Origin of the sequence: Schaedlerella arabinosiphila, from assembly GCF_003885045.1 — a bacterium.
In the GTDB taxonomy this organism is placed as follows: domain Bacteria; phylum Bacillota; class Clostridia; order Lachnospirales; family Lachnospiraceae; genus Schaedlerella; species Schaedlerella arabinosiphila.
The window spans coordinates 2,505,518-2,530,819 of the sequence record NZ_RHJS01000002.1; the positions used below are offsets into that span (position 1 = coordinate 2,505,518).

At 43.4% G+C, this 25,302-nt stretch carries 28 protein-coding genes and 1 pseudogene; 2 read left to right on the plus strand and 27 right to left on the minus strand.

Annotated features, from left to right (window positions below):
• Positions 1 to 20 precede the first annotated feature (20 nt).
• Complete coding sequence (locus EBB54_RS12225) at positions 21 to 269, plus strand: helix-turn-helix domain-containing protein (RefSeq protein ID WP_016294831.1); 249 nt, start codon at positions 21 to 23, stop codon at positions 267 to 269.
• Between the two features lie 9 nt (positions 270 to 278).
• On the opposite strand, the gene EBB54_RS12230 is transcribed toward EBB54_RS12225, so the two are convergent.
• From EBB54_RS12230 to EBB54_RS32220, 20 genes and pseudogenes are all read right to left on the minus strand, one after another.
• A complete protein-coding gene (locus EBB54_RS12230; protein ID WP_016294832.1) occupies positions 279 to 710 on the minus strand; it encodes a winged helix-turn-helix domain-containing protein in 432 nt (143 codons plus the stop codon).
• A gap of 18 nt (positions 711 to 728) precedes the next feature.
• A complete protein-coding gene (locus tag EBB54_RS12235; protein WP_016294833.1) occupies positions 729 to 1,235 on the minus strand; it encodes a hypothetical protein in 507 nt (168 codons plus the stop codon).
• 516 nt (positions 1,236 to 1,751) lie between these two features.
• Positions 1,752 to 1,922, minus strand: a complete 171-nt coding sequence (locus tag EBB54_RS12240; RefSeq protein WP_243127641.1) for a hypothetical protein — start codon at positions 1,920 to 1,922, stop codon at positions 1,752 to 1,754.
• Between the two features lie 240 nt (positions 1,923 to 2,162).
• Positions 2,163 to 2,714 (minus strand): GNAT family N-acetyltransferase, encoded by a 552-nt coding sequence (locus tag EBB54_RS12245; protein WP_016294836.1) that lies wholly within the window; start codon positions 2,712 to 2,714, stop codon positions 2,163 to 2,165.
• A 46-nt stretch (positions 2,715 to 2,760) separates the two neighbouring features.
• Complete coding sequence (locus EBB54_RS12250) at positions 2,761 to 3,015, minus strand: hypothetical protein (protein ID WP_016294837.1); 255 nt, start codon at positions 3,013 to 3,015, stop codon at positions 2,761 to 2,763.
• Positions 3,016 to 3,084: 69 nt separating this feature from the next.
• Positions 3,085 to 3,996: an SGNH/GDSL hydrolase family protein gene (locus EBB54_RS12255; RefSeq protein WP_049918435.1), complete on the minus strand. Its 912-nt coding sequence runs from the start codon at positions 3,994 to 3,996 to the stop codon at positions 3,085 to 3,087.
• A 145-nt stretch (positions 3,997 to 4,141) separates the two neighbouring features.
• Positions 4,142 to 5,092 (minus strand): alpha/beta hydrolase, encoded by a 951-nt coding sequence (locus EBB54_RS12260; protein WP_125127635.1) that lies wholly within the window; start codon positions 5,090 to 5,092, stop codon positions 4,142 to 4,144.
• Between the two features lie 51 nt (positions 5,093 to 5,143).
• Positions 5,144 to 6,283 carry a metallophosphoesterase gene (locus tag EBB54_RS12265; protein WP_148099356.1) on the minus strand — a complete coding sequence of 380 codons (1,140 nt, stop codon included), beginning with the start codon at positions 6,281 to 6,283 and terminating at the stop codon, positions 5,144 to 5,146.
• 65 nt (positions 6,284 to 6,348) lie between these two features.
• Positions 6,349 to 7,665 carry a sensor histidine kinase gene (locus tag EBB54_RS12270; protein ID WP_125127636.1) on the minus strand — a complete coding sequence of 439 codons (1,317 nt, stop codon included), beginning with the start codon at positions 7,663 to 7,665 and terminating at the stop codon, positions 6,349 to 6,351.
• Positions 7,646 to 8,362, minus strand: coding sequence for a response regulator transcription factor (locus EBB54_RS12275; RefSeq protein WP_016294842.1), 717 nt, complete (start codon positions 8,360 to 8,362; stop codon positions 7,646 to 7,648). The genes EBB54_RS12270 and EBB54_RS12275 overlap by 20 nt, the downstream gene beginning before the upstream one ends.
• 17 nt (positions 8,363 to 8,379) lie before the next feature.
• Positions 8,380 to 9,192: a phosphatidylserine decarboxylase gene (locus tag EBB54_RS12280; protein ID WP_243127642.1), complete on the minus strand. Its 813-nt coding sequence runs from the start codon at positions 9,190 to 9,192 to the stop codon at positions 8,380 to 8,382.
• A gap of 14 nt (positions 9,193 to 9,206) precedes the next feature.
• The gene (locus EBB54_RS12285; RefSeq protein ID WP_016294844.1) at positions 9,207 to 9,851 is read right to left on the minus strand and encodes a CDP-alcohol phosphatidyltransferase family protein; all 645 of its coding nucleotides are present in this window, start codon (positions 9,849 to 9,851) and stop codon (positions 9,207 to 9,209) included.
• Between the two features lie 38 nt (positions 9,852 to 9,889).
• Positions 9,890 to 10,474, minus strand: a complete 585-nt coding sequence (locus EBB54_RS12290; protein WP_016294845.1) for a TVP38/TMEM64 family protein — start codon at positions 10,472 to 10,474, stop codon at positions 9,890 to 9,892.
• Complete coding sequence (locus EBB54_RS12295) at positions 10,471 to 11,433, minus strand: hypothetical protein (protein WP_016294846.1); 963 nt, start codon at positions 11,431 to 11,433, stop codon at positions 10,471 to 10,473. The genes EBB54_RS12290 and EBB54_RS12295 overlap by 4 nt, the downstream gene beginning before the upstream one ends.
• Entirely contained in the window at positions 11,420 to 13,009 is a 1,590-nt protein-coding gene (locus tag EBB54_RS12300; protein WP_016294847.1) for an MBOAT family O-acyltransferase, read from the minus strand. The genes EBB54_RS12295 and EBB54_RS12300 overlap by 14 nt, the downstream gene beginning before the upstream one ends.
• Before the next feature lies 1 nt (position 13,010).
• Entirely contained in the window at positions 13,011 to 13,238 is a 228-nt protein-coding gene (locus EBB54_RS12305; protein WP_016294848.1) for a phosphopantetheine-binding protein, read from the minus strand.
• Positions 13,239 to 13,253: 15 nt separating this feature from the next.
• Positions 13,254 to 14,432 (minus strand): diaminopimelate decarboxylase family protein, encoded by a 1,179-nt coding sequence (locus EBB54_RS12310; RefSeq protein ID WP_125127637.1) that lies wholly within the window; start codon positions 14,430 to 14,432, stop codon positions 13,254 to 13,256.
• Positions 14,429 to 15,940 carry an amino acid adenylation domain-containing protein gene (locus EBB54_RS12315; RefSeq protein WP_125127638.1) on the minus strand — a complete coding sequence of 504 codons (1,512 nt, stop codon included), beginning with the start codon at positions 15,938 to 15,940 and terminating at the stop codon, positions 14,429 to 14,431. The genes EBB54_RS12310 and EBB54_RS12315 overlap by 4 nt, the downstream gene beginning before the upstream one ends.
• A 155-nt stretch (positions 15,941 to 16,095) precedes the next feature.
• Entirely contained in the window at positions 16,096 to 16,530 is a 435-nt protein-coding gene (locus EBB54_RS12320) for a hypothetical protein (protein WP_016294851.1), read from the minus strand.
• A 187-nt stretch (positions 16,531 to 16,717) separates the two neighbouring features.
• A pseudogene (locus EBB54_RS32220) lies at positions 16,718 to 16,909 on the minus strand (helix-turn-helix domain-containing protein); the annotation flags it as partial.
• 238 nt (positions 16,910 to 17,147) lie between these two features.
• Between EBB54_RS32220 and EBB54_RS12330 the strand changes: the two are divergent.
• Entirely contained in the window at positions 17,148 to 17,687 is a 540-nt protein-coding gene (locus tag EBB54_RS12330) for a hypothetical protein (protein WP_016294853.1), read from the plus strand.
• A gap of 58 nt (positions 17,688 to 17,745) precedes the next feature.
• Here the strand turns inward: EBB54_RS12330 and EBB54_RS30775 are convergent, their stop codons facing one another.
• The 7 genes from EBB54_RS30775 to EBB54_RS12360 all read right to left on the minus strand — a co-directional run bounded on the left by EBB54_RS30775 (position 17,746) and on the right by EBB54_RS12360 (position 25,293).
• A complete protein-coding gene (locus EBB54_RS30775) occupies positions 17,746 to 18,006 on the minus strand; it encodes a hypothetical protein (RefSeq protein WP_125127639.1) in 261 nt (86 codons plus the stop codon).
• Between the two features lie 32 nt (positions 18,007 to 18,038).
• Positions 18,039 to 18,554: a GNAT family N-acetyltransferase gene (locus EBB54_RS12340; protein ID WP_016294855.1), complete on the minus strand. Its 516-nt coding sequence runs from the start codon at positions 18,552 to 18,554 to the stop codon at positions 18,039 to 18,041.
• A 304-nt stretch (positions 18,555 to 18,858) separates the two neighbouring features.
• Positions 18,859 to 19,554: a class B sortase gene (gene srtB / locus EBB54_RS12345; protein WP_016294856.1), complete on the minus strand. Its 696-nt coding sequence runs from the start codon at positions 19,552 to 19,554 to the stop codon at positions 18,859 to 18,861.
• A gap of 145 nt (positions 19,555 to 19,699) precedes the next feature.
• Complete coding sequence (locus EBB54_RS12350) at positions 19,700 to 23,335, minus strand: VaFE repeat-containing surface-anchored protein (protein WP_125127640.1); 3,636 nt, start codon at positions 23,333 to 23,335, stop codon at positions 19,700 to 19,702.
• A 315-nt stretch (positions 23,336 to 23,650) separates the two neighbouring features.
• On the minus strand, positions 23,651 to 23,788 hold the full coding sequence (locus tag EBB54_RS31165) for a helix-turn-helix domain-containing protein (RefSeq protein WP_016294859.1): 138 nt from the start codon (positions 23,786 to 23,788) through the stop codon (positions 23,651 to 23,653).
• The gene (locus tag EBB54_RS31170) at positions 23,775 to 23,954 is read right to left on the minus strand and encodes a hypothetical protein (protein ID WP_016294860.1); all 180 of its coding nucleotides are present in this window, start codon (positions 23,952 to 23,954) and stop codon (positions 23,775 to 23,777) included. Before EBB54_RS31170 ends, EBB54_RS31165 begins: the two co-directional genes overlap by 14 nt.
• Positions 23,955 to 24,048: 94 nt before the next feature.
• Positions 24,049 to 25,293: a DNA primase gene (locus EBB54_RS12360; RefSeq protein WP_125127641.1), complete on the minus strand. Its 1,245-nt coding sequence runs from the start codon at positions 25,291 to 25,293 to the stop codon at positions 24,049 to 24,051.
• Positions 25,294 to 25,302: the final 9 nt, after the last annotated feature.

Here is a 25,302-nt window from a genome sequence, read left to right on the forward strand (position 1 = left end):
TTTTATGTGGGGATAAGAACATGAAAATATATTGGAACGGTGAATCGAAGAATATCATCGGAAAACGCTTAAAGCAGTTACGCCAACAACAGAACATCTCCCAGCGCATACTGGCCGCCAGGCTTACTTTGAGCGGGATTGAATTTAGTGATCTGACGATTTTAAGAATTGAAAGAGGGGAACGCTTCGTTCCGGATTACGAGATTGCTGTAATTGCAGATTATTTCAAAGTCAGTGCGGATTATCTTCTTGGCAGAACAGAACAATGACCGGCAGCTCTACGAACTGCCGGTCATTGGTTTGTTGAATTTATATCCTACTCCTCTGATATTTTCTATGTAGTCGAAGGAACCTTTACCTGATTCCAACTTTTGCCTGATATGGCGGATATGGGACATGATGGTTCCTTTCTCATGGGCGTATTCCTCACCCCAGACCCCTTCATAAATCTGTTGGTACGTGAATACTCGTCCTGGTTGACTTGCTAGATAATGAATAATCCGGAATTCTAAATCTGTGAGTCTGATAACCTTTTCATTCTGTCTTACTTCTCTGCGGTATAAATCTATTTCAAGATTAGGAAAAGATAATACCATTTCTTGTTCTGAACTAATATCTGTATAATTTGCTCCTGAATGCAGATATCTCTGAATATCTGAAAGAATATGTTCTTCATTTTCTGATACAGTAAATATCATTATTTTATTCATAGCTACTTCATCTCATTTTCAGCGATTCTCAATATGTTTTACATTCGTACACTTTTCAAGTATGAATGTTTCAAATTCTTCGCCGCCTTTTTCTACAAAATTGTCTCCTCCATAGAGAATTCCTTTTTCTTTTGCATACATTAACACACCACAGCTTTTCAAGCGAAAAATTCTGCATATCTGTCCATAAGTAATTTCTATATTATATTTCCCCTCTGTCATTTTCACTGTATCGCTGAAATTAACAACACATTCCGGATATGTTCCACTATCTGTCTGCATGTTAACAGCTCTCATGCGTTTTAGAGTATCTTTTGGTGCCAAGAACAGGATAATAAGCATCACAACCATACATACTCCTTCTATGGTTGCCAGGACTGGTTCGTATTTCATACAAACAATCATCGTTGCCCCCGCCACGGCCGCTGCTACAATGCAACATACAACCATGTCTCTGCACAGTACTTTATAAACATACTCCTTATACATTTCATCCGTTGGATAAAACCGATTTTCAAAATCCATCTTCCATAAACCTCCCTTTCCTGATTTAATTATTATTTCCTGTTCTTTCCCTGGCAGCTACTTTATTTTTTATTTTCTACTCTATATCTTAATGAATCCTTAACAGATTCTGAAAATATCTAAAAAGGGCTGTTATGGTACCCTAAAAATATTTTTTTCTACCATTAACTATTATCCCCTGCTGGCATTAACTTTTGAACCAGTTCCTTATCCTCATCAAAAACCAATTTTGAACCTTCTACCATTACATATCAGTTCTTGCCTGTGGATTCTTATTTCCCGATATTGAACGTAAAATCTTCTCTTCCTTATCATTGCCCTCCGTATAGATAAGCGTTACCGTGATCCGCTCCTTTTCATCCAATACGAATGACCTTTTTCTGTCACCTCCACTTTTACAAGATTACTGCTCTTTATCTTCGGATACAATGGCGGTTGCTCCTGAAAATATCCTGCCATGATATTCATTGTCGTGAATTTCCCGCTTTCATACTCCTCGCGACCCATATTTCCCTTTTACACCAAAATGTTAATCTGCTCTACAATTTGTTCCAGTTCCTTTTCCAGCTTTTTCTGTGCATCTACATCATGATTCTCCATTGCCATCCGTATCTGCATATTAAGTACGCATTGCTGTTGCTTTAAGCCGGCAAACGCCGTCATCCTTGTGTTCGAAAAAGTTATCATTGAATGATTGTTGTCCATATGAACTTACTCCTTTTGCATTTTACTGTCCTGCCTGGTACCAGCATATAAATTAAAAAACATCCTCCATTAATTTTCCACTCTATTTCTTAATGGATTCTAAACGGATTCTGAAAAATTCTTAACAAGGAGTTGCACGATAAATCAAAAAATGTCAAAAGGTAAATAAATAAAATTACATTTTGACATTCACATTCATTAGCTGAATCTATTTCTCTAATTTTATATTTTCATCACTTTTTCAAACCGGAACATTTCGCTATCCTCTGCATCCCCTTCCAAGAACTCTTCAGGCGAATTCGGATCCGGGTGCTTTGGATGAAAGAACTCAACTATGTGAAACCCACATCGATTCACATAAAAATGTATATTCCTCTTTTCAAAATATGGCGTACACGTCTCCCACACCTTTGTCTCTGGATGCAGCTGCTCGATTGCCTTCCACGCTGCCTGACCAATCCCTTTACTGTGCTCAGCAGGAATTACAAAAAATATCATCAGTTCATTATGTTTTGTTTCTGTATTAATTTGCAAAATCACACCGCCTACCTTCTCTTCCTGCAAAACAATACGGTATATTTCTGCACCTTTTCTATCCATGCATTCTTCAATCGTCTGTCGGGATATGATTTCTTCACCGTCCTCAAAGTGTTCATCTCTGACACCAAACTCTTCTAAAGCGCCATAGCGAAACGCTTCCTGGTTATCAAGGATAAACTGGTTTCGGTCTTCTTCTTCCATTGGGATTAATTTCACTTGAATCAATTCTGTCATCGCTTTGTACCTCCTGTTTGAAAATATATTTTCAGAAATCATTTAATTATTTTATAAGTCTCCATTCTTTTGTTGTTTCGTCTTTCTGTAAAACCAGTTTAAATTCTCCATCTCCCTTATAGAAAAAAATTTCGCTGCAAGAAGGATTTAATTCTATTTCATACTCACTTTTCGCTCCAAATTTACTATTAAAAAAACCAAATGCAGAATAAAAGGTGATGTATTTATTATATTCTCCTTGCTTTATTTCTAAAGCTCTTGCATTTCCTATAGAAGATGATATTGCTATATTCAATTTCATTTCATCCACTTTTCTTACTCGGTTTCTCCTAGTAATAAACTCCAATTCCCGTTAATCAGCATCTGAATATCAGCTTTTCATTTTCTCTTTTCTGCTCATTGCCTGCATTTCTTTTAATTTTTCTTCTTCCTTCCTTGTATATTCTTTTGCTGCTCTTTCCCATCTCTTATAATGTGCCTCATCCCTGTGATCCGAAAGCTTAAACTCTTTCTTAAGGTATTTCCCCAGATACTTCGTGACCTTCCTTGCACCGGATAAATTGAGATGATCCCCCTGATCCATGGTATCTGTCTTCCAGTCAATCTTAAGCCCTTTTGTGATCAGGTTCATATCCAGATATATAAGGGATTTCTTTCCCGCATATTCCTGCAGCGTATTGTGCTTCCGGTAATTATAATTCTTAGGGGAGGGTGTGCTGACCAGAACAAGCCTGGCTCCATGCTCTCTGCACAGCTTCAGGATTTTTTCCATATACATCTCTACCTGTTCCGGCATTTTTTCTTTCTTTTCTGTCTTTTTCATGTAGGCTCCTTTTTGGTACGGCTTTACCCCATCCCGCAGCTTAAATCCTTTGGAATCCTCCCGCACATACAGCTTGCTCATCAAATTCTTTTTCTCTTTCGCCTTCTCCTGTTTTCGGAACAATACATTTGTTTCAAAAAGCACGAGCCTCGGTTTTTGAGTCTCGAATGCCAGTTTCAATGTATCATAAGTCTCATCCATCATCTGTCCCGGCTGTCCGCATACATAGGCGGTGATCCCGTAATGATTCCATAATCCCATGGGTGAAATGGAACTATATGTTAAACTATCCCCGGCAACGAGAACGTCAATCGTATTTTTCGGTTCTTTCCGGATTCCGGCTGCATTTTTATTTTGATTTCCATTTTCCGTCTGTGTCTTACTTTCTGCAGATACAGTAAAAGAAAAGCCAAGCAGGCTTACCAGAAGCATCAATAAAATAAATCCCTTCTTTCCCATATGCTTTCTTTACGGATAAAGGGACTGTACCCCTTTCGTACAGTCCGCTTTTTCCGTCTGCCTCCTTCCTTTGTATTTCTTTCTATTATCAATGAAAAGCCTTAACCGTTCCTAAAGCATTTCTTAAAGAATCTGAATCCTGCATTTACACAAAAAGTTTTTTTGCAAAATTATAAAGTGCATTCTGCCATACCGTATCCTCATGGCCTCCTTCAGTATCATAAAAAAGGTGTTCTATACCTTTCTCCTTCATAATGTCATGAAGCTTATAGGTAACATCCCCGCAGACATCATCAGATCTGCCTACCGAAAGCATAAGTAAGCAGAACTTTTCGGTTGGAGGAACCAGTTCTTTTAAAAGCGGGTTTACATGGCCGTATGTCTCATCCGGCACTACCGATGCAGAAGAAAACGCACCCACATAACCAAATAACTCCGAATAGTTGAATGCAGTATACAAGGCATTTCGCCCACCCATGGAATTTCCTGCAACTGCTGTATATTCCCTCCCGGCCTTTACCGGATAATGGCTGTTTATATAAGGCATCAGATTCTCCACCAGATCCGGCCCCGTAAGGTCATAAGCCTGAATGGTCTCTGACAAGGATAAATCTTCGGTATCCTCTTTTTCATTAACCACGCTGTTTGGACATACCACGATCATCTCCGGCACCTGCTCAAAATAATGTAAGTTTTGTAAGATGACATCCGCTGATTTATTCCTCCATGTGCGGTGGCTTCCGGTCAATCCATGCAGAAGATACAGAACCGGATACTTCTTTTCTTCTTTGTAGTCTGCCGGAAGGAATACCATGGCATGCCGATTAGTTCCCGTAATCTTGGAAGGATAAGTAATTTCTTCCGGTTTCCGATACCGATATCCCGCCTGTTTTTCTATAAAATACGGTTGGGGAATCTCTCGGATGATTCCATCCGCATCCTTTTTCTGTTCAAGCTGCAAGACTTCTTCTTTCACCTGCTGTTCCTGTGCGGCCGACTGCCCATGATGCAGTACTTTGTAAGAGGCTGCTCCGACAGTTCCCGCCGCCACAACCGCTAAAAGTCCGAATACAATCTTTTTCCTGTTCAAATCCATCACCTTTCTTAACTGAAGCTGCTATGCTGCATATGACAATTTTTATCCAAATTATTGACTCTCCAGATTGACAACAACATATTCACATTTTCCTTGAGTTCTGATTGGAAATCCCCATCCTGCTGCTCCCGAAGAAACAATCACTTTCATATTCCCTTGTTTATATTCTCCATAATTAAGTGTTCCTGATAAACTATTTAAAAATCCAATTGGGAAAATTTGTCCTGCGTGAGTATGACCGGACAATTGTAGATCAACTCCCAACTTAGCATTTTCTTCTATGTCTACTGGTTGATGATCCAGTATAATGGTGAAAAGATTTCGCTTGGAGCCTTTCAACACATTCTCAGAAGAAGCACGCATTGATTGATTTCCCCATGCCGCATCATCTCTTCCTACAAGCACCAGCTCCTGATTGACTGTAATATGCCGATCTTTTAGGATTGTAATACCGCTTGCCTCTATTGCCTTATTCAGTTCATCATCCGTATAAGTACGTTTTTCCGTATAAGGCTGTCTGTCATGATTTCCATATACATAGTAGATCCCAAATCTGTTTTTAATTGTGCTTAATACACGAAAAGCTTCCTCCATTGCCTCTTTTGAAGTATTTTCCTCTACAATATCTCCGCCTAATACAACAAAGTCCGGCTGTAATACACTAATTTCTTTTACCATATCTTTTATTGCTTCTGGCTTTTGAATCGTATCGTAATGCGTATCTGTAATTAAGACTACCCGATAATCTGTTGATAGCTTTTCTGATAAAACAATATATTCCGTCTTGGTTATCTGAACCATATTCATACATCCTATAAAGACGACCAAACTTACTATCCCAACCGTTAATATACCGCTTCGGCAGGCTATCCTCAAAATTCTGCCGATCTTTTTATTCTGTTGTAATCTGAAAATTCGTTCAACAAGCAACACTACTATCTCTATAATTGTAGAAACTACCATCAGATGTATTATGATTATTCCAAAAAAACCCCAATAAAAACATATAATGCCGATGACTACTATCAATAAAATTCTTATCGCACAATTGCTCCATTTATTAAATTTCATCCCATAAAAGGAGAAAAGCTTCCCTAACAGCCAATAAAAATCTGCTGTCAAAAATAACAAAGCTATACCAAAGACAAACATATAAATCTCCTCACAAAATTTGAACAACTTCTGATTCAAACTTTTTCCTGTTCAAATCTATCGCCCTTCTTAACTGAAGCTGCTATGCTGCATATGACAGAACTTTATTCATGCTGAGCCGGAAACAAAATCAGTATTTGAAATCGTTCTCCTTCCTGCACAGCCATGCATTTCCCCCTCATTTTTAACATCATGTTCTTTACACTCTGTATCCCGATTCCATTGCTCTCCGTCTCTTCTTCCAGCTTTTTCACCCTGTTTTCAAACAAAAATCCTGTCATGTTCCCCTCCTCCACAGCAGAAATGACAACCGGCATGGATGGGTCTGCATATTTCACTATATTAGATGTCAGATTGTCCATAATCCGCATCACATAATCCGTTGAAATCCGAATCCTGCTCTGCGGCCATTCTACTTGGAATAATACTTCAAAACCCTGCTGCGCTAAGTAACTGCAGGTCTCTGAAAACAGGTCATAAAACAGTGTTTCGCAGGTTTCCGTTTCTTCTAACTGCACTTCTTCTTCCCCTGCCATCAGGGAATATTCAAACAGATGATCCGTAAGCTGCTTCATCCTTCTCGCTTTCCGGTCAATCTTCTCTACATATTCCATCCACTGCCCCTCACTCTTAAAGCTGCCTTTTTTCAAGATCTCCGTATACAGCATAATAGAAGTAACCGGCGTGCGAAGATCATGAGACATCTCTGTAACGATCTTCTGATTCTCCTGCACCATCTCTGCTTCCTGTTTGATCAAATCCTGAAAAGACAGCCGCATACTGTCAAGCCCTTCCGCAAGCGCCGCAAGTTCGTCCCTTCCTTTCACCGTAATCTTATAATCAAGGCTTCCACCCTCTAATATCTCCACCTCATCACTCAATTTTAAAATATATGCCATTTTACTTCGGATTCCAAACAAGACAAGAATCAGGAACAAAACAAACGACAGCACCAGCTCCACAATCATTGCATAGTTATAAAACTGGTATGCATATATTCCGGTAATGCTGACTCTCGCCTCCCCATCGGCAAAGGATACGGTATAATAAACCTCCCATCCGTAATCATTGGCTTCAATCTCTTCCTCCCACAGTTCCTGATCCGGATACTCCGAATCAAACATCTGCATTCCATCTTTATATACACGGATGGAGACAATCTGCTGCCTTTGTACCCAGCTCTTTAACGCGTCCGCATCTCTGGAAGACAGGCTGTTCTGATCAATGTACTGCTGTAGCTTCCTGATATAACTTTCATCTTTTCGTTCTTCATAATCTGAATTATAATAAAAATTTTCAATGAGATAATCTCCTGCCTGATTCAGTACCAAAAATACAAGAACTGCTACAAAAGCTGCTGTCACCAGCAGCCGCAGCAGTTGAAAGTATATGGAATCCTTCTTATTCGTTGTCCGCGCCAAATTTATACCCCTTTCCCCAAATGGTTTTGATATACTTTGGATTCTTTGGGTCTTCTTCTATCTTCACCCTTAATTTTCGGATATGCACCATAATGGTACTGTTGCAGGAGTAAAAGTAAGGTTCCTGCCACACACTCTCATACAGGTTCTGGGCGGAAAATATCTTTCCGGGATGCTGCATCAGAAGAAGCAGGATGTGGTATTCAATATCGGACATCTCCTTTTCCGCATCGTTTACATATACTTCATTGAAATTCTCATGAATCCGGATTCCCTTCATCTCCAGATAAGGCTCCTCATCCTTCTCATTTTCCGGGTTCTTTCCCATATATACCTTGTACCGGCGCATTAAAGCCTTTACTCTCCCCAAAAGTTCTGCATAGGAAAATGGCTTCGGAAGGTAGTCGTCCCCTCCCGCCATCAGCCCGATGAGCTTATCTGATTCCTGCGCTTTAGCCGTCAGAAAAAGGACAGGCACATTCGAGACCTTCCGGATCTCCTCACAGGTCCGAAGCCCCGACATTCCCGGCATCATAACATCCAAAATAACCAGATCCGTCTCTTCATTCAAAAGCTCCAGCCCTTTTCTTCCATTTTCTGCTTCTGACACATGATAATTCTCGCTTTCTAACAGAATCCGGACACCTTCACGGATATCCTCATCATCCTCAACAATTAATACCTGCTCTTTTTCCATGCCCTGCACACTCCTCTCTATTTTTCCATACCTGGAAATAAACCAACTGTTTCTCCAAAGCAGATTCTCATTTCCTTCCCGTTTCCGGTTTGTTTTGCAACATCCTCTGATAATTTCAGCCGATCCTTTTTTACCAGTACTAATATTGTAGACCCGCCGAATTCAAAATATCCTTTTTCCTGTCCCTGAAAAACCCTGCTATTACTTCGTAAGTTATGGATCTTTCCCACAAGCAGCGCACCGATCTCCATCTGTACTACAGTACCGAAGGCCGGAGTTGAAAGCACGATATACTCCCGGCTGTTCTCCACAAAAACCGGTACGGATGTGTACGCTGCCGGGCGAACACAGTGCAGACAGCCCCCAATCGCCCCGGATTCGGTTCTGATGCCGTCGCATACATAACAGTATCTGTGATAATCCTGAGGAGTCAACCGGAAGATAAGACAAGTCCCTCCGGCAAACTGTTCTGCCAGATCCCTGCTGTTAACAAGCCTCTCCAGGCTGTATTCAACATGTTTGATCCGGTAAGTCAGATTTTCTGCTACCGGATATACACTTAGATACCCGTCACATGGACTGATCAAATGCTTTGGAGTAATGTCGATCCTCTCTGCGCATCGTTTTCTTGTAAAAAAATCGTTAAAGGAAGCATAGATCCTGTCTTCGTAGTCCTTCATATCTATGTGGTGTTTTTTGATAAACAGAGGCACCAGACATCTGGAAAACTCTGAATCCAAAAATTTTCCTACTTTTCTGGATACAGTTGGGCGGATCAGCAGCCTTAAAATGGCACGACCTGGCATTGTTCCATATAAAAATCGAATCATCAGGGTTTCTTTCTTCATATTTCCATTCCCAATCCCATTAACAGGATAACAAATTCTACGATTCCAGTAAATACAATTCCTATTTTTCCAAATAACCGCGGTTTTTTTACATGCAACGGGAGAACAAACGCAGCTGCCATCCCTATTAACAGTACTGGCAACAATCTGGACAGGTTAAAGGATAACTGCTTCCCAATTACCAGAAATGCCGGCAAAAGGAGGGCTACAGACGTAACCGGAAGCCCCAGATAACAGGAACGGCCTCCAGTCTCCACCTGCTGCCGTTCCTCCTCCAGCACATTGAAATATGCCAGACGGATCAGCGCACACAGTACATACAGGCATCCCGCCAAAAATCCCAGATAAGTCTTCCCGCTGGCCATATATCCAAACAATGCCGGAAGGACACCGAAACAAATCAGGTCACTTAAAGAATCAATCTGGATCCCGAATCTTTTTTCACGCATATCCCTTTGCTTAGTAGCGGCAACCGTCCCGTCAAACATGTCGCAGATTCCCGCAAACATCAGGCATAAAACCGCCTGCCGGTATGTCCCCTCCATCGTAAAGATGATCCCGGTAAATCCAAACAACATCCCGAGGTAGGTAAGTACCACCGTATAATTATAATAACCGCAAAGCTTTTTCCTTTCCTCCATCCCTTTACCACCTTTCTTATTTTGATTATTCCTATTCTTTAAACAGCCACAGCAGCGAAGAAAATACTGTACGCCAGAATACACCATGGTTTCCCCAGTACAATAATGGCTGCAAATTTGCGTGCCGTCATTTTTGTAATCCCGGTGAAATAACAGAAGAAGTCATCCGGGAATAAAGGCAGCACCATCCCCAGAAACAATACTGCCGTATAGGATTTGCTCTTTGCCGCCCATTCGGCCCATCTTTCATACCGTTTTCCCGGGAACATCCTGCCAACGATCTCTTTTCCGAACTTTCTTGCAATCAGAAACGCAAGAATAGAACCCACAGAAATCCCGATGTAATTACACCAGAAGCCGCCCAGCCAGCCAAACATAACTGCCCCGACGATGCATCCTAAGAATCCCGGCAGAACCGGAATGACCACCTGAAGCGCCTGGATTGCCACAAGTACAACCGGAGCCAGCAGGCCAAACCCCGAAATATAGCTTTGAAGTGTTTCTACCGAATCAAATTTCCCGTCCAGATACGCTTTGAATAAAACCGCACAGAGAGCCAGACACAGAAGCAATAACAGTGCGGTCATCCATTTTTTCCATTGTTCTATCTGTTTTATGATCATTTTCCCCGCATCACTTTCAATTTTTCTGCCACCTTTTGTTCAAATTCCTCCGCTTCCTTCTCCCATGCGCTAAGAGCCGCATCTCCCCTACGGTCCGGAAGCTTCCATTCGGATTTATCCAAATACTCACCCAAATAAGCCGTCACCTTACATGCCCCGGACAGGTTCAGATGGTCTCCTTTATCCAGGCTGTCGGCCTTCCAGTCTATTCCAATCTCCTTGACTGCCATATTCATGTTCATATAAGAAAGATTATTCTTTTGGGCATATTCCACCAGTGCATTGTGTTTTCGGTAATTATAGTTTTTTGGCGACGGCGTGCTGAGCAGCAAGATTTCCACATTCTTTTCCCTGCACAATTCCACAATGCGTTCCATATATCCTTCTACATTTTCACCCATTTCTTTCTTTTCCGCCGATTCCTTCATATAGTCCTCTTCCTCATAGGACTGTACGCCGTCCCGGATTTCAAAGCCTTTATAACTCTCTCCTTTGTACAATTTCTCCATCAGGAGTGCTTTCCAGATATCGTGGAACCGGAAAATCGGAAAATGGTAATTCCCCGCTTCTGCAACCGATTCTTCCAGGCCGTCAAGCTTTCCCTGTCCACGGAACAATACATTTGTCTCCAGAATCAAGAGCTTCGGAGACTGCTTTTCAAGAGCTGTTTTCAACAGATAATAAGTCTCCTGGATCTTCTGCCCCGGCTGCCCGCATACATAAGAGGTAATGCCATGGTCTTTCCACAGGATAAGAGGGGCAACGGAGCTGTAGCTTAAACTGTCTCCCATGACCAGCACGTCAATGGTCTGGTCTGGTTCCCTTCGAATCCGGGAAATGCTTTTATTCCGTCCCTGCACCAGGTCTTCATCTTTTGCCGCCGAATCCATCCAGCCGGAGATGCCTGTTAATAATATCAATAATATCAAAATAAACAGAATGTTTTTAAAAATTTGCATAGATCAGATCCACCTGCTGGTATCCGACGCCATAAGCCCCAAAAATAATCACTGCAAAGATCAGCCCGTAATAAAAAGCCCATTTCACAGGCGTCGGGAATCTCTGCAGTCCTTCCTCACCCAGCAGCTTCCTTTCCTTTATCATCCCAACACAGGCAACCACCAGACATCCGGCCCCGATTGCCAGATAATCCGCCGCATCCAGACCAAAGTTTAAGAATGTCCCATCCCACAGTTTCTGTGGCGTAAACTCCCGGAACATACTCGCAAACATCCGAACCCCCGCCCTAAGCCCGTTTGCCCGGAAAAATAATTCTCCTACGAAGATGATTATCCATGTTTTTAAAACCTGCGGGATTCTCCAGTACAGCGCATGTTCATCGGCGTGCAGACGCTTTAACACCTTGCTCCTTACGGGTTCTAAGGCAATCCCTCCTAAAAGGATGACAAAATAATACATGCCGTAAAAGATATAATTCCACTGCGACCCATGCCAGAGTCCGTTTAACAGCCACACCGGAAAAAGCGCAATGGCCGATACCCCAAGCTTTGTCAGATATTTCCCCAGATGTTTCCTTCCGAATTTGTTCCATTTCTTTACCATGGATGATACGGACACAGGGTAGAAAATATAGGTTTTAAACCACACTCCAAGAGTCATGTGCCACCGCCTCCAGAACTCTGCCGCGTTTCGGGAGGCAAAGGGCTGGTTGAAATTCTCAGGTAGTATAACGCCGAACATCCTGCCGCTTCCAATGACGATATCCATGCACCCTGAAAATTCCATGTAAAGTTGTACCGTGTATGCAACTGCCGCCGCTGCAATGACAATCCCGTTATAATTTTCGTAATGATCAAAAATTGCTTTTACCAGCACGTAAAGCCGGTCCGCAATGATCATCTTCTTAAAAAGCCCCCACAGGATACGAACGCTGCCTTTTGACAGGTTTTCACCCTTCAGGGAATTTCCCTCCCACAGGACATCTGCGGTCTGGGAATACATGCTGATGGGGCCTTCCATGATCTGAGGAAAGAATCCCAGAAACAGCGCCAATTTTCCAAGATTTTTCTCGGGAGGCACCTTCTCCCAGTAAACGTCTGCCATATACCCGATGGCCTGTAGTGTATAGAAAGAAATCCCGATGGGCAAAAGCAGCTCCTTTGCCGGAAGCAGCACTGTGCTTCCCCATATCCCGAAAAGCACATTCATATTCTCTGCAAAAAAGTTATAATATTTCAGCCATGCAAGGATACTTACCAGCACAAGGATACCGCCTGCCAAAATCCATTTCTCTTTTCGCTTATATTGCTTCCTGATTCCGGTCTGGTTCTCTTTTGGCGCATGTTCCGCTTCCGTCCGGCATCTTAGCTTCATCCATCCCAGCCATACACCGATATAGTGGGTAAATAATGTCGTTCCCAAAAGATACACCACCAGTCCTTTGCTGATCAGCCAGAAAAAAGAATATCCGGCAGCCAGAAGTACCGCCCACCTGATTCTTTTCGGTGTGATCTGATAAGCCAGAAGTACCAGTGGGAGAAACAGCGCCAGATACACCGCCGTATGGTATGCCATGTTACTTCTCCCTAAGCCTTGAAATCATCCGGTACATAGCTTCTGCCGAATTAAAATTTTCCGGTACCATTTCCGAAGCCTCGATTTCTATTTTAAATGCATCCTCAAGCTCTGATACAAGGGTAATGACTCCGAAAGAATCCAACAGACGTTCATCAATCACGGCTTTTTCCTTTTCCCAATCAATACTGTCGTCAATCTCATTTAAAATCTTCATCAAAGTGTCCATATCTTATCTCCTTTTCTAGTTTTCCATGTTCCATTCAAACGTAGGTATCCTCCCGCGAACCGGTTTCCATCCCATTTCTTTACTGTAAAACAGGATCTTCGGAAGCTCATGACTTAAGAACAGCGCCATTCCTTCTGTCATGGCATAGGCTCCTGCCCGCTCAAAGATCAGGACATTTCCTGCCTTCAGATCGCGGATCGACGCTTTCTGCATGAGTACGTCATTTACCGTACATAAGCTTCCGCATACGGTCCACTGGCATTCTGCCCCTGTCTGGTTCTCAGGCCAGACCCGGAACACAGGCTCATACATCCCCCGAATCTGCCCGTCATAACTCAAGTGGTGTATCCCGCCGTCCACAATGCAGTATCTCTTACCATTGCTTTGTTTGATATCCTTAACAGTTGTCAGATAATACCCACAGTCAGCGGCAAGGGCGCGCCCCATCTCCAGCATAACAGAACCTTTCCACTTCATCCCTTCTACCGCCCTCACAAGCTCTTTTAAGTCAGAACTCCTGTGATCCTCTTGTCCGACGAAATATGGAACTGAGAGCCCTGGGCCATATTCCAGTTCTTCCAACTGAAACCCTGTCCTTTCTTCCATCTCCATTAAAAACTGATCCAGATATTCCAGTTCTTCTTTGATCTTCCCGGCATGTTTCTTCTGTGTACCGGAAAAATAGTGGATTCCCTGGATGTTCAGGTATGGGCACATCGTTCTTATTTTGATGATATTATAGATGGTTTCCCCATCCATACCAAACTGATTTCCGCTAGTCAGCCTTAGATAAACATGCACAGGCTTTTCTTTCCGCTGGCACCACTCCGAAAAACTATGGTACTGGTCAAGGGATTCTATGGTGTAAGTACATGCCCCGCCATAGGTATCCAAAATCTCAAGGATCTCCTCCTTCTCTTTTAATACGCCTGAAATCAGCAGCTTTTCCGGTGCGATCCCCTGCTTTTTGCAGATTCGAAATTCTCCCATAGAACACACCTCAAGCCGGTCTGCCTGCGTTTCCATCTGCCCGGCGAGGAAGGGATTGGCTTTCATGGCAAAACATAAACCGGCTTTTTCTCCCAATGCTTCCCGAAATTTTCCTACGGTTTCCTTCATTTTATCAATGTCAAACAGATAGGACGGCGTACCGAATTTCATAATGCAATACTCCAGCTGATCCATCATCATCATATGACCTCCTCTAACTGGTTCCGGAAATAATCCCGATCCGTTTTCCCGTTTTTCGTAAGCGGCATCTGGCTGATCGGTATGATCTTATGGGGTACCATGTAAAGCGGCACCCTTTTCTTCAGCTCCGTGCGCACCAGGCTGGTAGCCGCTTCACCAAGGTAAAAGGCGACTAACTGGTTTTTTCTGTAATCCATCAGGCAGCAGCTCTTCTCCAGTCCCTGGATCTGGTTCATGGAGTGTTCAATTTCTTCCAGCTCAATGCGGTGCCCCATATGTTTGACCTGAAAATCTTTCCGCCCTGAAAAATAAAGTTCCCCGTCCCTGCCGTAATACCCCAGATCCCCGGTCCGGTAACAGCGCACTTTTGGCTCATCCGGAAACGGATAGACAAACCTCTCTTCCGTTTCCCCGGGATTTTTGTAATACCCTTCTGACAAGGATTCCCCCGCCACACAGATTTCCCCCGGTTCTTCCGGTGCGGTCACTTCTTTCCCTTCTTCGTCTAACAGAAATACCCTTCTTCCCGGAAACGGTCTTCCGATGGGAAGACGCTCTCCATCTTCATAGATACGTTTTACGGGATAATAGGTACAGTTACAGGTAATCTCCGTAGGACCGTACAGATTGATAAACTCCGTCTTGGGAAGCGCCTCCTGCCAGTGCCTTAGCTGCTTTACCGGCATGATCTCACCGCTGAACATCACACGTTTGATATCACCCGGCACACGGTAGCGCAGCCCCTTAAGGGCCGATACCAGTGTCAATGCTGATACTGCCCAGATAAGTGTCGTCACTTTCTTGTCGCAGAGGTAATCAAGAAGCACTGGCGGCGTACAGAACATTTCCTTCGGGAGCAATACCAGAGAAGCTCCCGTCATCACGCTTGTATAGATATCTTTCACCGATACGTCAAAATCAAAGGGAGCCTGGTTTCCTATCCTGTCTTCTTCCGTAATTCCAAATGTCTCCGTAAAATGTGAGATAAAATCGACTACCGCCTTATGGCTTACAACGATTCCTTTGGGGGTTCCTGTGGAGCCGGAAGTAAAAATCCCGTATAACAGATCTGATCCGCTACTCTTTTCCCTGATTTCCTTAAGTTTCCCTGTATTGACGGCTGCCCGCATCATATCTCCCAGCAGGCAGCTCTTTTTACAGTACCCGGCCTCTGCCAGACGTCCTTCATTTTTATTATCCGTAATGATAAGCCCCGGCTCTAAAATCCGGAAAATCTCCTTTAGCCTTGCTGTCGGCTGAGACGGGTCAATCATCACATAGAAGCAACCTGCATATACTGTCCCAAACATAGCGGCCAAAGTAACCGCACTTTTTTCCGCCAGGATTGCAACCGGTTTTCCTGTTTCTGTAAATTTACAAATTGATGAACCCATCCTTTTTGACAGTTTTAAAAGCTCGCTCCAACTAAAATAAACATTCCCGTCATCCACTGCCAGCCTATATGGATACTTGTTCTCTGTCCTTTCTAAATATTCCAGTATATGTTCCATATCTTCCATTCCTTTCGATTTTCTTTTGTTACTTCTAATTATCCCCGTAAAACCTAAACAGTTCCTTAATGAATTCTTAACAAATCTAAACCTCCGTTTGAATTCCAGGCAAATGGACTGTACGGGTACGTACAGTCCATTTGCTTACATTGGTTCTAATTTGTCTTCTTATTTTTTGTGCTGCTGTTTTTACTTGTCCCAGTACTCTTCTTATTCTTATCTGATTTCTTACTGGTCGTTGTTCCTTTCTTGTTATCATCTTTCTTGGTATCTTCCTGGCTTGTTGCTGCATTGCCCTGATTCTGGTTTTCCTCTGTCTTGTTCTGATCTGGTGTTGTTGTTACATCCTTTTGATCCGTCTGGCCATTCTCCGTATTTTTGTCATCAGCCTTCTTTTCGTCCTGCTTTTTTGTCGTACTCTTCTTATCTGTTGACTTACTGGATTCCGTCTTTGTCTTCGGCTGCGTGGAATTCGATTTCTTTTCTTTACTGCCTCCGCAGGCAACCATGCCAAGTGCCATTACTCCAACCATGCAGAGAACCAGTCCTCTTTTTACCATACCTTTTACTGTTGTCTTTGATTCCTTCATTTTATTAACTCCTTTCAAAACTTTTTTATGTATGTTCTCAGGTTTTTAAGGAACCTGTATCCTTACGCTGCTCCATCTCCTTCCTGTATATTTCAAAGCGGTTTCCTTTGATGGTTCTTATTATCCCATCCAAATCTAAACAGTTCCTTAATGGATTCTTAACAAATCTAAATACAGCAAAGTCCAGATCAACTGCCTTCGCCAAACGTCGGAGTTTTACATATTCTTGAACCGGTTTATTTACCAGCCGCTTAAATAAACGCTGAAAATAGAGCGGAGATAACCCCGCAGTACTTGCCAGTTTTTCCGTCGAAATTTCTTTTGTCAGTTTTTCCTCAATAAAAACTAAAGATTGTTCGATTGCTTCCCATGCGTGCATTGCTACATATTCTATTATTAATGCCCACATCATATCACGTTTCATCTTATTAAGCTTCTCACACAATGCGCTTTTTAACCACGAAATCTTACTCTTGGTAATGACCTGACAACCCAAATTCTCTGCAATTGATCCATTACTTATCGTAAAAGCTAGAATTATTTTAGAATCTTTAAGAAACGGTTTAAGAATCTGTTAAGAATTAATTGTTAATCTATCCTGATAAGGAGGTGAGACAATGAGTATTCTAATGACGCCAAACAATATGCAAGACGAGATAATGCGAAGGGGGGACCTAAAACAGACGGATATAAAGGAAGATTCCGTAAAAATCAGTAATTCTGCAAATCCAGATAGTGCAGCAAAAATCAGCAGATTCAATCCTGTCGGCAATTCTTCAGACACTAAAAAAGCTACTCAGCCAAATAGAATTGATACACGCCCGGCCTTTGACCAGTATACTCCCGAAAAACCCGATGGACAGAAATCATATGGCCACTACAAAATGGTTGCGGATGAATATGGAAATCCCAAAGCCCAGTTCTTTGAACCTTCTAAAAATCTGGAAGAAAAAGAAAATGATACATCAATGACAGACGTTTCTGGCAAAAGTGATACAGAAAAATCCTCTGAGGGAAGCCAGAAACTTCAAAAATTAAAAAAGAAAAGACAGGAGTTAAAGCAACAGATATTATCTGAAGCGGATCCCAAAAAAGCTGAACAATTAAAAAAGAAACTGGCACTGATAGAAAGGAAAATAAAAAGTCAACAGAAATAGTTAAATATTCCCCGTTGAATGGGTGAAACACCTTTTCAGCGGGGGGTATTATTATGTATTAACTGTTCTTGTCTTTCTTTCTGGCAGATAAATCCATGATAGATTTTTTACTTATTCTTTTAACGTCTTTTAATATCTGCCGTGCACCTGGTTTACTTTTTCTTTTATGTGATTTTTTCTCTTTTTCTTTTTCAGACTCTGTTTCAACCATTTCTTCCATACCCCTGTCTGAATGGGTCGCCTCTATATATTCCGGAGATAGCTTTTCCAGATTTAATGCATGATCCACATTCGCAGAAAAATTCATCATAACCACCATAGCAACCACTAATAATTTATGATTTCTACTGATTATTTCACCTCCCTCTCAAACCGAAAAAAACATTTCCCACCCACAACATTACTTCTATACATATTTGGAGCTATATGATGGGAATTAAAAAATTCGACAGCTTTAAACCCGCATTTATTTAGATAAAAATGTATATTCCGCTTTTCATAATATGGTGTAACCGTTTCCCATATCATTGTTTCAGGATACATTTCCTCTATTTTCTTCCATGCAGCCAAGCCAATACCTTTGCCTTGACAGGACTGATTGATAAACAATAGATCCAGAAAATTGCGATGTGTTTTTTTATCGTTTACAACTACCGTCCCACCCACGATTTTTCCATTGGCGGTAATATAATATGTCTCCGCTCCTTTTGCATCCATTGATTCCTCAATATCCTTTCCTGGAATGACCTCTCCTTCTGACTGACCATATTCTTCTGTTGCAGCAGTCGCAAATGCTTTCTGGATATCTTTAATAAACCACTCTCTGTCATTTTCTTTAATAGGTACTAATGCTATATTCTGTTTCATTTTTAATTTCCTCCTGCTACTTTAAACAGATATTCCCCACGCCATTTTCGCATCAATTTCACTGTTACCTCATAACGCATAACCGATACATTTTCTATACTGCCTTCGTTCTGCAAGGCTGCCGTTCCTCTGTTAATTCAGCTCATATTTTCACCTCATTATTTTCAATTTCATTTTTCCATATCTAGGATTTTTTTATTATAACAGAATATCCCTCTCTGATTCTTAACAGAAACTAATCAATTCTTAACAATTCTTAATGCCTATGTAATCTTGTGCAGACTATTCTTCTTATTCTCTCCCGCTAATGTTCTTGCTTCCCGTCCATAGTACATTTTACGATCATCCTAATATTTGCTGAGGAACTGCATGTAGATAATATCATTTGTTTCTCCTTTTCCTTGTTATCCATCTCATATACACCATCCCTTTCTGTTACACCGCGACATTCTATGACTTCATATGTTAAAGTTTTTTCCGGCAGATAAATAAGCACCCTTCCCTGCTCTTTCCGAAAACCAGCATCCTGAAACTTCTTCAGATTGCTAAACATACTCCCATCTTTCATATTATGGCCATACAAAATCACCTTGCTGTCCATAAAGTCTGCCCGGTTCCGGTAATCCAAAAAAATACTGCCTGCCTTATTCGCCTTCCCATCAAAGGTATAATGAAGATAATGCTCATTATCCTTTCCCTGCACCACCGGGTAATCCACATTGATCCCCGGAATCTGAATCCATGCCACGATATCCCCATTGATCGCCCGAAGCCCATCAAAATCAATCTCCGGCAGATTTTCTTCCGGGTCTTCCTGGTTTTTTGACTTCCCTTTGGAATCTCTTCCTACATCCGGCTTCTCTATGATAAATTTTTGAAGTTTCTGGTACCCGGCAGATGCCTCGTGATAATCCTCCCATACCTGAAATAAATATCCGCCTGCTGCCAAAAAAATGACTCCCAATATCACTAACAATACATACTCTTTTTTTCTGCTCAAAACACATCTCCTCCTGTCTGCTCGAATCTGCTGCCAGCCATTTTTCTTACACTGGCGCAACGAAAAAAAGCCGCCATACCAACATTTCATTGTCAGTACGGCAGCTTTCTACCTTTTTGCTACTTTTTTCCGGTTCATCCTGCTTTTAAAACTTTTTCCTGCGGATACGGATAATCACAGCAACAATTCCTGCAAGTGCCACCACGAAGACAGCAATCGGAATCCAAAGATTTGTCGTATCCCCCGTTTTCGGAGCATCCGGTGTATCCGCAGGCTTTTCCGGCTCTGTCGGTACTTCCGTCAGCTTTACGGTCTGACTTTCTGCTTCTATATCTTCATGATTGGTCAGCTCTATCTCTTTTTCCTTGTCCTCTTCTTTCACCGTAACAAAAAGCTTTTCAAAGACAACCACATCGTGCCTCTTAAGCGCCTCTGCATCAAAGGTAAAGGTGACATCGGCGGTTCCTTCCGATTTTTCCGGTTTAAAAGTCGTTTCCGCGGTTACAGGCTTCCCATCTATCAGTACTTCTTTTCCGGTCTCTTTATCCATCAGGGTTCCGACAAGCCGATAGGATTCCCCGGCAATCAGGCCCTTATAAGCAACCGTATCTATGATCTGTGTCTCCTTCTCTGCAAATGCCTCCTGATCCCCGTCTTTCCCGTCTTTTGCAGTTGTGCCAATCTCCGGGAAATAGATGCTCTGTGGAGCCGAATTAATATCCGCATGAACCGCAATCTCCTTCTCCTGATAGGAAACGGATTCAAATGCAACGATTGTTTTTCCCCTTAAAGCGCTGGCATCAAAGGTAAAGGATAATTCCACGCTTCCTTCCTCTTCCTCCGGCGTAAATGTAAGCTCGGAAGTCACCGGCTTTTTATCTACTAACAGCGGCTCCCCGCTCTCCTTATCCATCAGGGTTCCGGTCAGCTTATATTCCTTCCCCGGAACCAGATGATAGGAAACCGTATCTGTAATCGTCAGTTCTTCTTTTGGCAGCGCCATCTGGCTTCCGGTCTCCGGGCAGATCGCTTTCGTGCCAATCTCCGGGAAGAACATCTGCTGGTCCTTAAATTCCGGATCGGCATGCATCCCCACCTCTTTTTCTTCCTGGGTAATGGATTCATAGATCACCGTATTTTTGCCCTTCAGGGAGCTTCCATCAAAGGTAAACACCACATCCACCGTACCCTCGCTCTCCTTCGGCGTAAATGTGGTCTGGGCGGTAATCGGCTCCTCCCCGTCTAAAAGCGGTTCCTCGGTTTCCACATCCATCAGCTTTCCGGTTGCCACATACTCCAGATCCGGCACCAGGCCCTTAAAGAAAATCGTATCCGTCAGCTTGACTTTCTCATCCGCACTGGAAATATTTTCTTCCGTATCCGAATCCTTTGCCTTTGTGCCGATCTCCGGGAAAGAAATCTGCTGGTCTGTATCCTTTAAATCTGCATGGACCGCCAGCTTCTGCCCGTCCTGCTGAAGCTCCTCAAAGATGACCGTCGTTTTCCCCTCTAAAGAAGTTGCATCAAAGGTAAATGCGACCTCTACCTTTCCGGAAGATTTCTTTGCGGTAAATTCCGTCTCAGCGGTTACTGGTTTTTCATCAATTAGGACAGCCTCCCCAGTCTCTGCATCCATGAGCGTACCGATTACTTTGTATTTCTGCCCTTTCTTCAGCCCAGAATATTCCACCGTATCAATCAGTGTCACTTCCTTTTCCGGCTTGCTCATGTGGGTGCCGGTCTCCTGATCTAACGCAGTGGTTCCGATCTCAATCTGATCGTCTGTAAGCGTCCCTAAATCTACCGTAACGGAATCTTTATAGATGGTCACCTCGAACTTCAAAAGATCCATACTATCATTTGCCTTGCAACGCTGTTCTTCCACCGTATAAGTATCATAGATCAGCGCGCCTTTGGAATCGTCCGGTTTGGAAGTTCCAAACCATACTCCGTCCTCCGAAGTCTTCCCCTGATTGGTGTTATGGGTATGCTTATTCCATTTTGCAGCTGTACTGGCATAACCGTTCTTATCTGTTACAATCGTATGGCTTTCCCCGGTGGTTACAGAGGTAATGGAAAACGGAATATCAGAAAGCCGTTTCTGCTCCCCGTCTGACACTTTTACCAGTTCCAGATCCCCGCGGATGACCTGGTTTAAGATTGCCTTGTCCTCCGAAGTCAGATCCACAATCTCACCGTCTTTTACGATGTCAAATTCCGTAGAAAGCTTCCCCTCATTCAGATAGCCTTCCGGCGCCTTCGTCTCGTCCACGCGGTAATGCCCGAAGGGAAGTGCATCCTTCTTTGTGGAAGCGGTTCCCTTGCCGTCTGTTGCCAGGCTCATTACAACCTGATTTTTCGTATAGGTCTTCCCCTCCACAATCACCGGATGGTCATTTAAGGAAGTGATAGTAAATACTGCGCCCTCTAAGGACGCGCTGCCCTGTGGCTCTGCCTTCTTCGTTTCCAGATCGCGCTTCTGTACTTTTACTCCTCCACGGTAAATCTGCTCCTCCACGGAGGACGCATTATAACAGGATACCGTTTCCTTTCCGCCGCCAGCGGTAATCTTCTGTACAAATACCGTATCATTGGCAAAATATCCGGCCGGAGCTTTCGTCTCCTGTACCGTTACCGTTCCAAGGGGAAGACAAGGCGTTTTCCCGTCTGCCTGAGTATAAAATGCATCCCCGGATACGAAATAACTCTTGGAAAAATGCGCTTTCCCTTCCGCATCTGTCTTAAAAATCCAAGTCCGCGCCGGTTTCGCACCGCCTGCAGCCGGATCCGTATCAGACTGCTCCGTATAAAACTTCACCGTAAACTGCGCTTCTGCCAAGGAAGCGCATCCCTGTGGCTCCGCTTTTTTCATCTCCTTGTCCAGCTTCTGAAGGAGCAGATCCATCGGCTGATTCTGCGGAACTTCCGTTACCGCAAGCGCGGTTGTCTTTTCCGGCTCCACGGTGACATTGTGTGCGGTCACATCTACGATATAGCCCTTTGATGCAGTCAGCTCTTTCACGCTATAGCTTCCCGCTTCCAGCTCCCCGGATTTTGCGTAACCGTTCTGATCTGTCGTTAATTTTGCCACCTGCTTTTCTCCCTTATAAATGCCATATTCCGCACCTTTTAGGGAGTAATTACCGTTCCCATCGGAAACCGCTGCATTGGCAGAGGATTTACGAAGTTCAATATAACCGTAAGGAACCTGATACCAGCTCCCTACCAATGTCTGGCTGCCTCTTCCCGGAATGATGAAGGCCCGGAAGGTCTCCGGAGGCGCTGGAAGATCTTTGATGGCATTTGCCACTTCCACCGCCTTGTCAATATAGCTCTGTGGCGCACCGTAAAAAGCGCCGGTAGAAGCGGAATAATCCGCATAAATATAAGCGACCACCAGATGCCCGATCACATAGGAATTATCATCCGACCAGCCGCTTAAATACTGATTTTTGATATGCTTATCATACCCGTACCCACCGTTCAAGTAATACAGCGCCTTCCTAAGAGGCGAGCTATTCCCCAGCAGGTTATAGGAATAGGTTCCAGAGGGCGGTGTGGATTCCTTCGGCTCCACACAATAGGCCGTATTGCTCCCGTCAAAGGTCATACGGGATGTGGAATAGCTTCCATACGGGATATGGGCTCCCGCATGATAATTAATGGTGCCGTCTGCCGCATAAACCGGCATACTATTAGAAAGTAATGCGCTTGCCACTACAAGGACTACCAGCAAAAAAGCGGACAGCCTGTGCAAAAACTGCTTTGCGTTTTTTATCATAAATTTCCTCCCTTGAAATTTCATTTTGTCATCGTATTACAAAAAACAAATACAAAAACCGGTGGGCTGCGTGTCCCCATACTTCCTCTCCTCCTTTCTTTTTGCCGTATACATAGAAACGCGTATCAGGGCATAAAAAAACGGAACTGTATCAAACAGCCCCGCTTTTCTATGCCCTGATGGATGTTGGAAATGAAAGAACTGCCGCCGGCGGCTCTTCCCGCACATGACGGCATGAAAAAAGCCCTGAAACATACCTGCTCCAGAGCCTTTATTTACCTCTATTCTCTTTTATTTATAACCGTATTCGGCAACCTATTTTTCAGACAGCTCCAGCGGAACGATTGTAAGCGTTTTTCCCATGGATACCAGCAATTTTAAAATTGTTGATAACTGGGGATCCGTTTTTCCGCTTTCCATCCTTGCAATCACAGACTGCTTAACTCCTGTCATATCCTCCAATTCCCTTTGCGATATATGCTTTTCCTTTCTGGTCCTTATTCTCTCCTACCAACTTAATCATCAAATCATTTGCGTTAATTTCTTCCGCCGAATAATGTTTCTTTCTGTATTCGCTCCAGCTTTCCCCTACTGGGGAAATTTTCTTTACATTATCCATCTTCCCTGCTCCTTTTCTTGAAATCTTCCATAAACCTTTTCAATCTTTCTCTTTGATGTCTTCTGCGTTCTGACAATTAAATACATTGTACCAACTAAGCGGCAGCTTTTTCATAGAAATCTTCCGGTTTCCGAAGCTCCCAGTCATCAATCCCTTTATACTGCCCCTGCCACATGCCTTCTCCATCGGTATCCCACGCCGCGCGGCTGCAGCTTAAGGAAAGTTCCTCACAAATCTCATAAAGTTTAAGACACCCTTTGCGGATCTGCTCCCGCTTTTCCTTCTTTTTCGGGCATTCCAGGCCATATGCATTACAGGTCCTGCATTCCGGTCCATAATCCTCGTGGCAGTCAAGGCGCATCAGCTTGTCCATATCATTTGCTTCTACCACTTCCTGAAGCCCCTGCTCCTTTAACTGAATGAGCATCTGCTTAAGCTCCTTGTGGTTCATTACTCCAGGATTCCCGATGTAAGTTTCCCCGGTCCTCTGGTGGGTGATCTCCGCCTTTAAAATCCCTTCCGTCACAAACACCCTCCGTACATCTGGATCTCCGGAAAGGCTCACCGGGCTTCCCGGTGAACACCCCTTATTCAGCTTTGCACTGCTAAGCCAGATATACTTCCGCTTCTGATAAGGGACATCAAGCCGGATCTGGAACGCTGCCAAACGGCCGTCAAAAGACCAGACCGGACAGAGATAACCGCTGTTCTTTTTATAAAAGGCAATCTCCCAGTCACCATTCCGGTTGACGAAGAATCCAGGCACACCCATAAGGTTGCAGCCAGATTTTATGAGTCTCCTTGCAATCGACACGGAATCCTCAGCACAGGTACTTCGATACCCCAGCTGCTCCATCCGGGAAATCTCCTCTTCCGTCAGGCCGCGCCTCCTAAGATCTTCCTTATGCCGGTAAGATAATTTTAACAGCTTCAGCATCTCCCGGTAGACCGTATCCCTCTTTTCATAGTCCACCGGCTCTGCCAGCTGCTCCTTACACCGCTTTTCTCTTAACAGCACCCGCTTCTCGCGCATCTTACATTCCTGTATCCCCATCGGCAGTTCTTCCTGTATCTTCCAATAAGCCCGCTGGTAACGGTTCTCCCCATAGATTCCATTCAAATCCGCATACAAAGTCAGCATATTGCCGCCTGCTCCGCAATGGAAACAATGGTAGACATTGACCAGTTCGCCGTTCTTGATCACAATAAAATTGCACTTTCCTCTCTCATCCCCACAGAAAGGGCAGACCACATTGTAGGAATCCTCATTACCGCCGGGCAGTCTCTGCACTCCTAGCAGTGTGCCCACCTCCGTAATGGTAAATGGTTTTGCTTTCATCTTCTCACT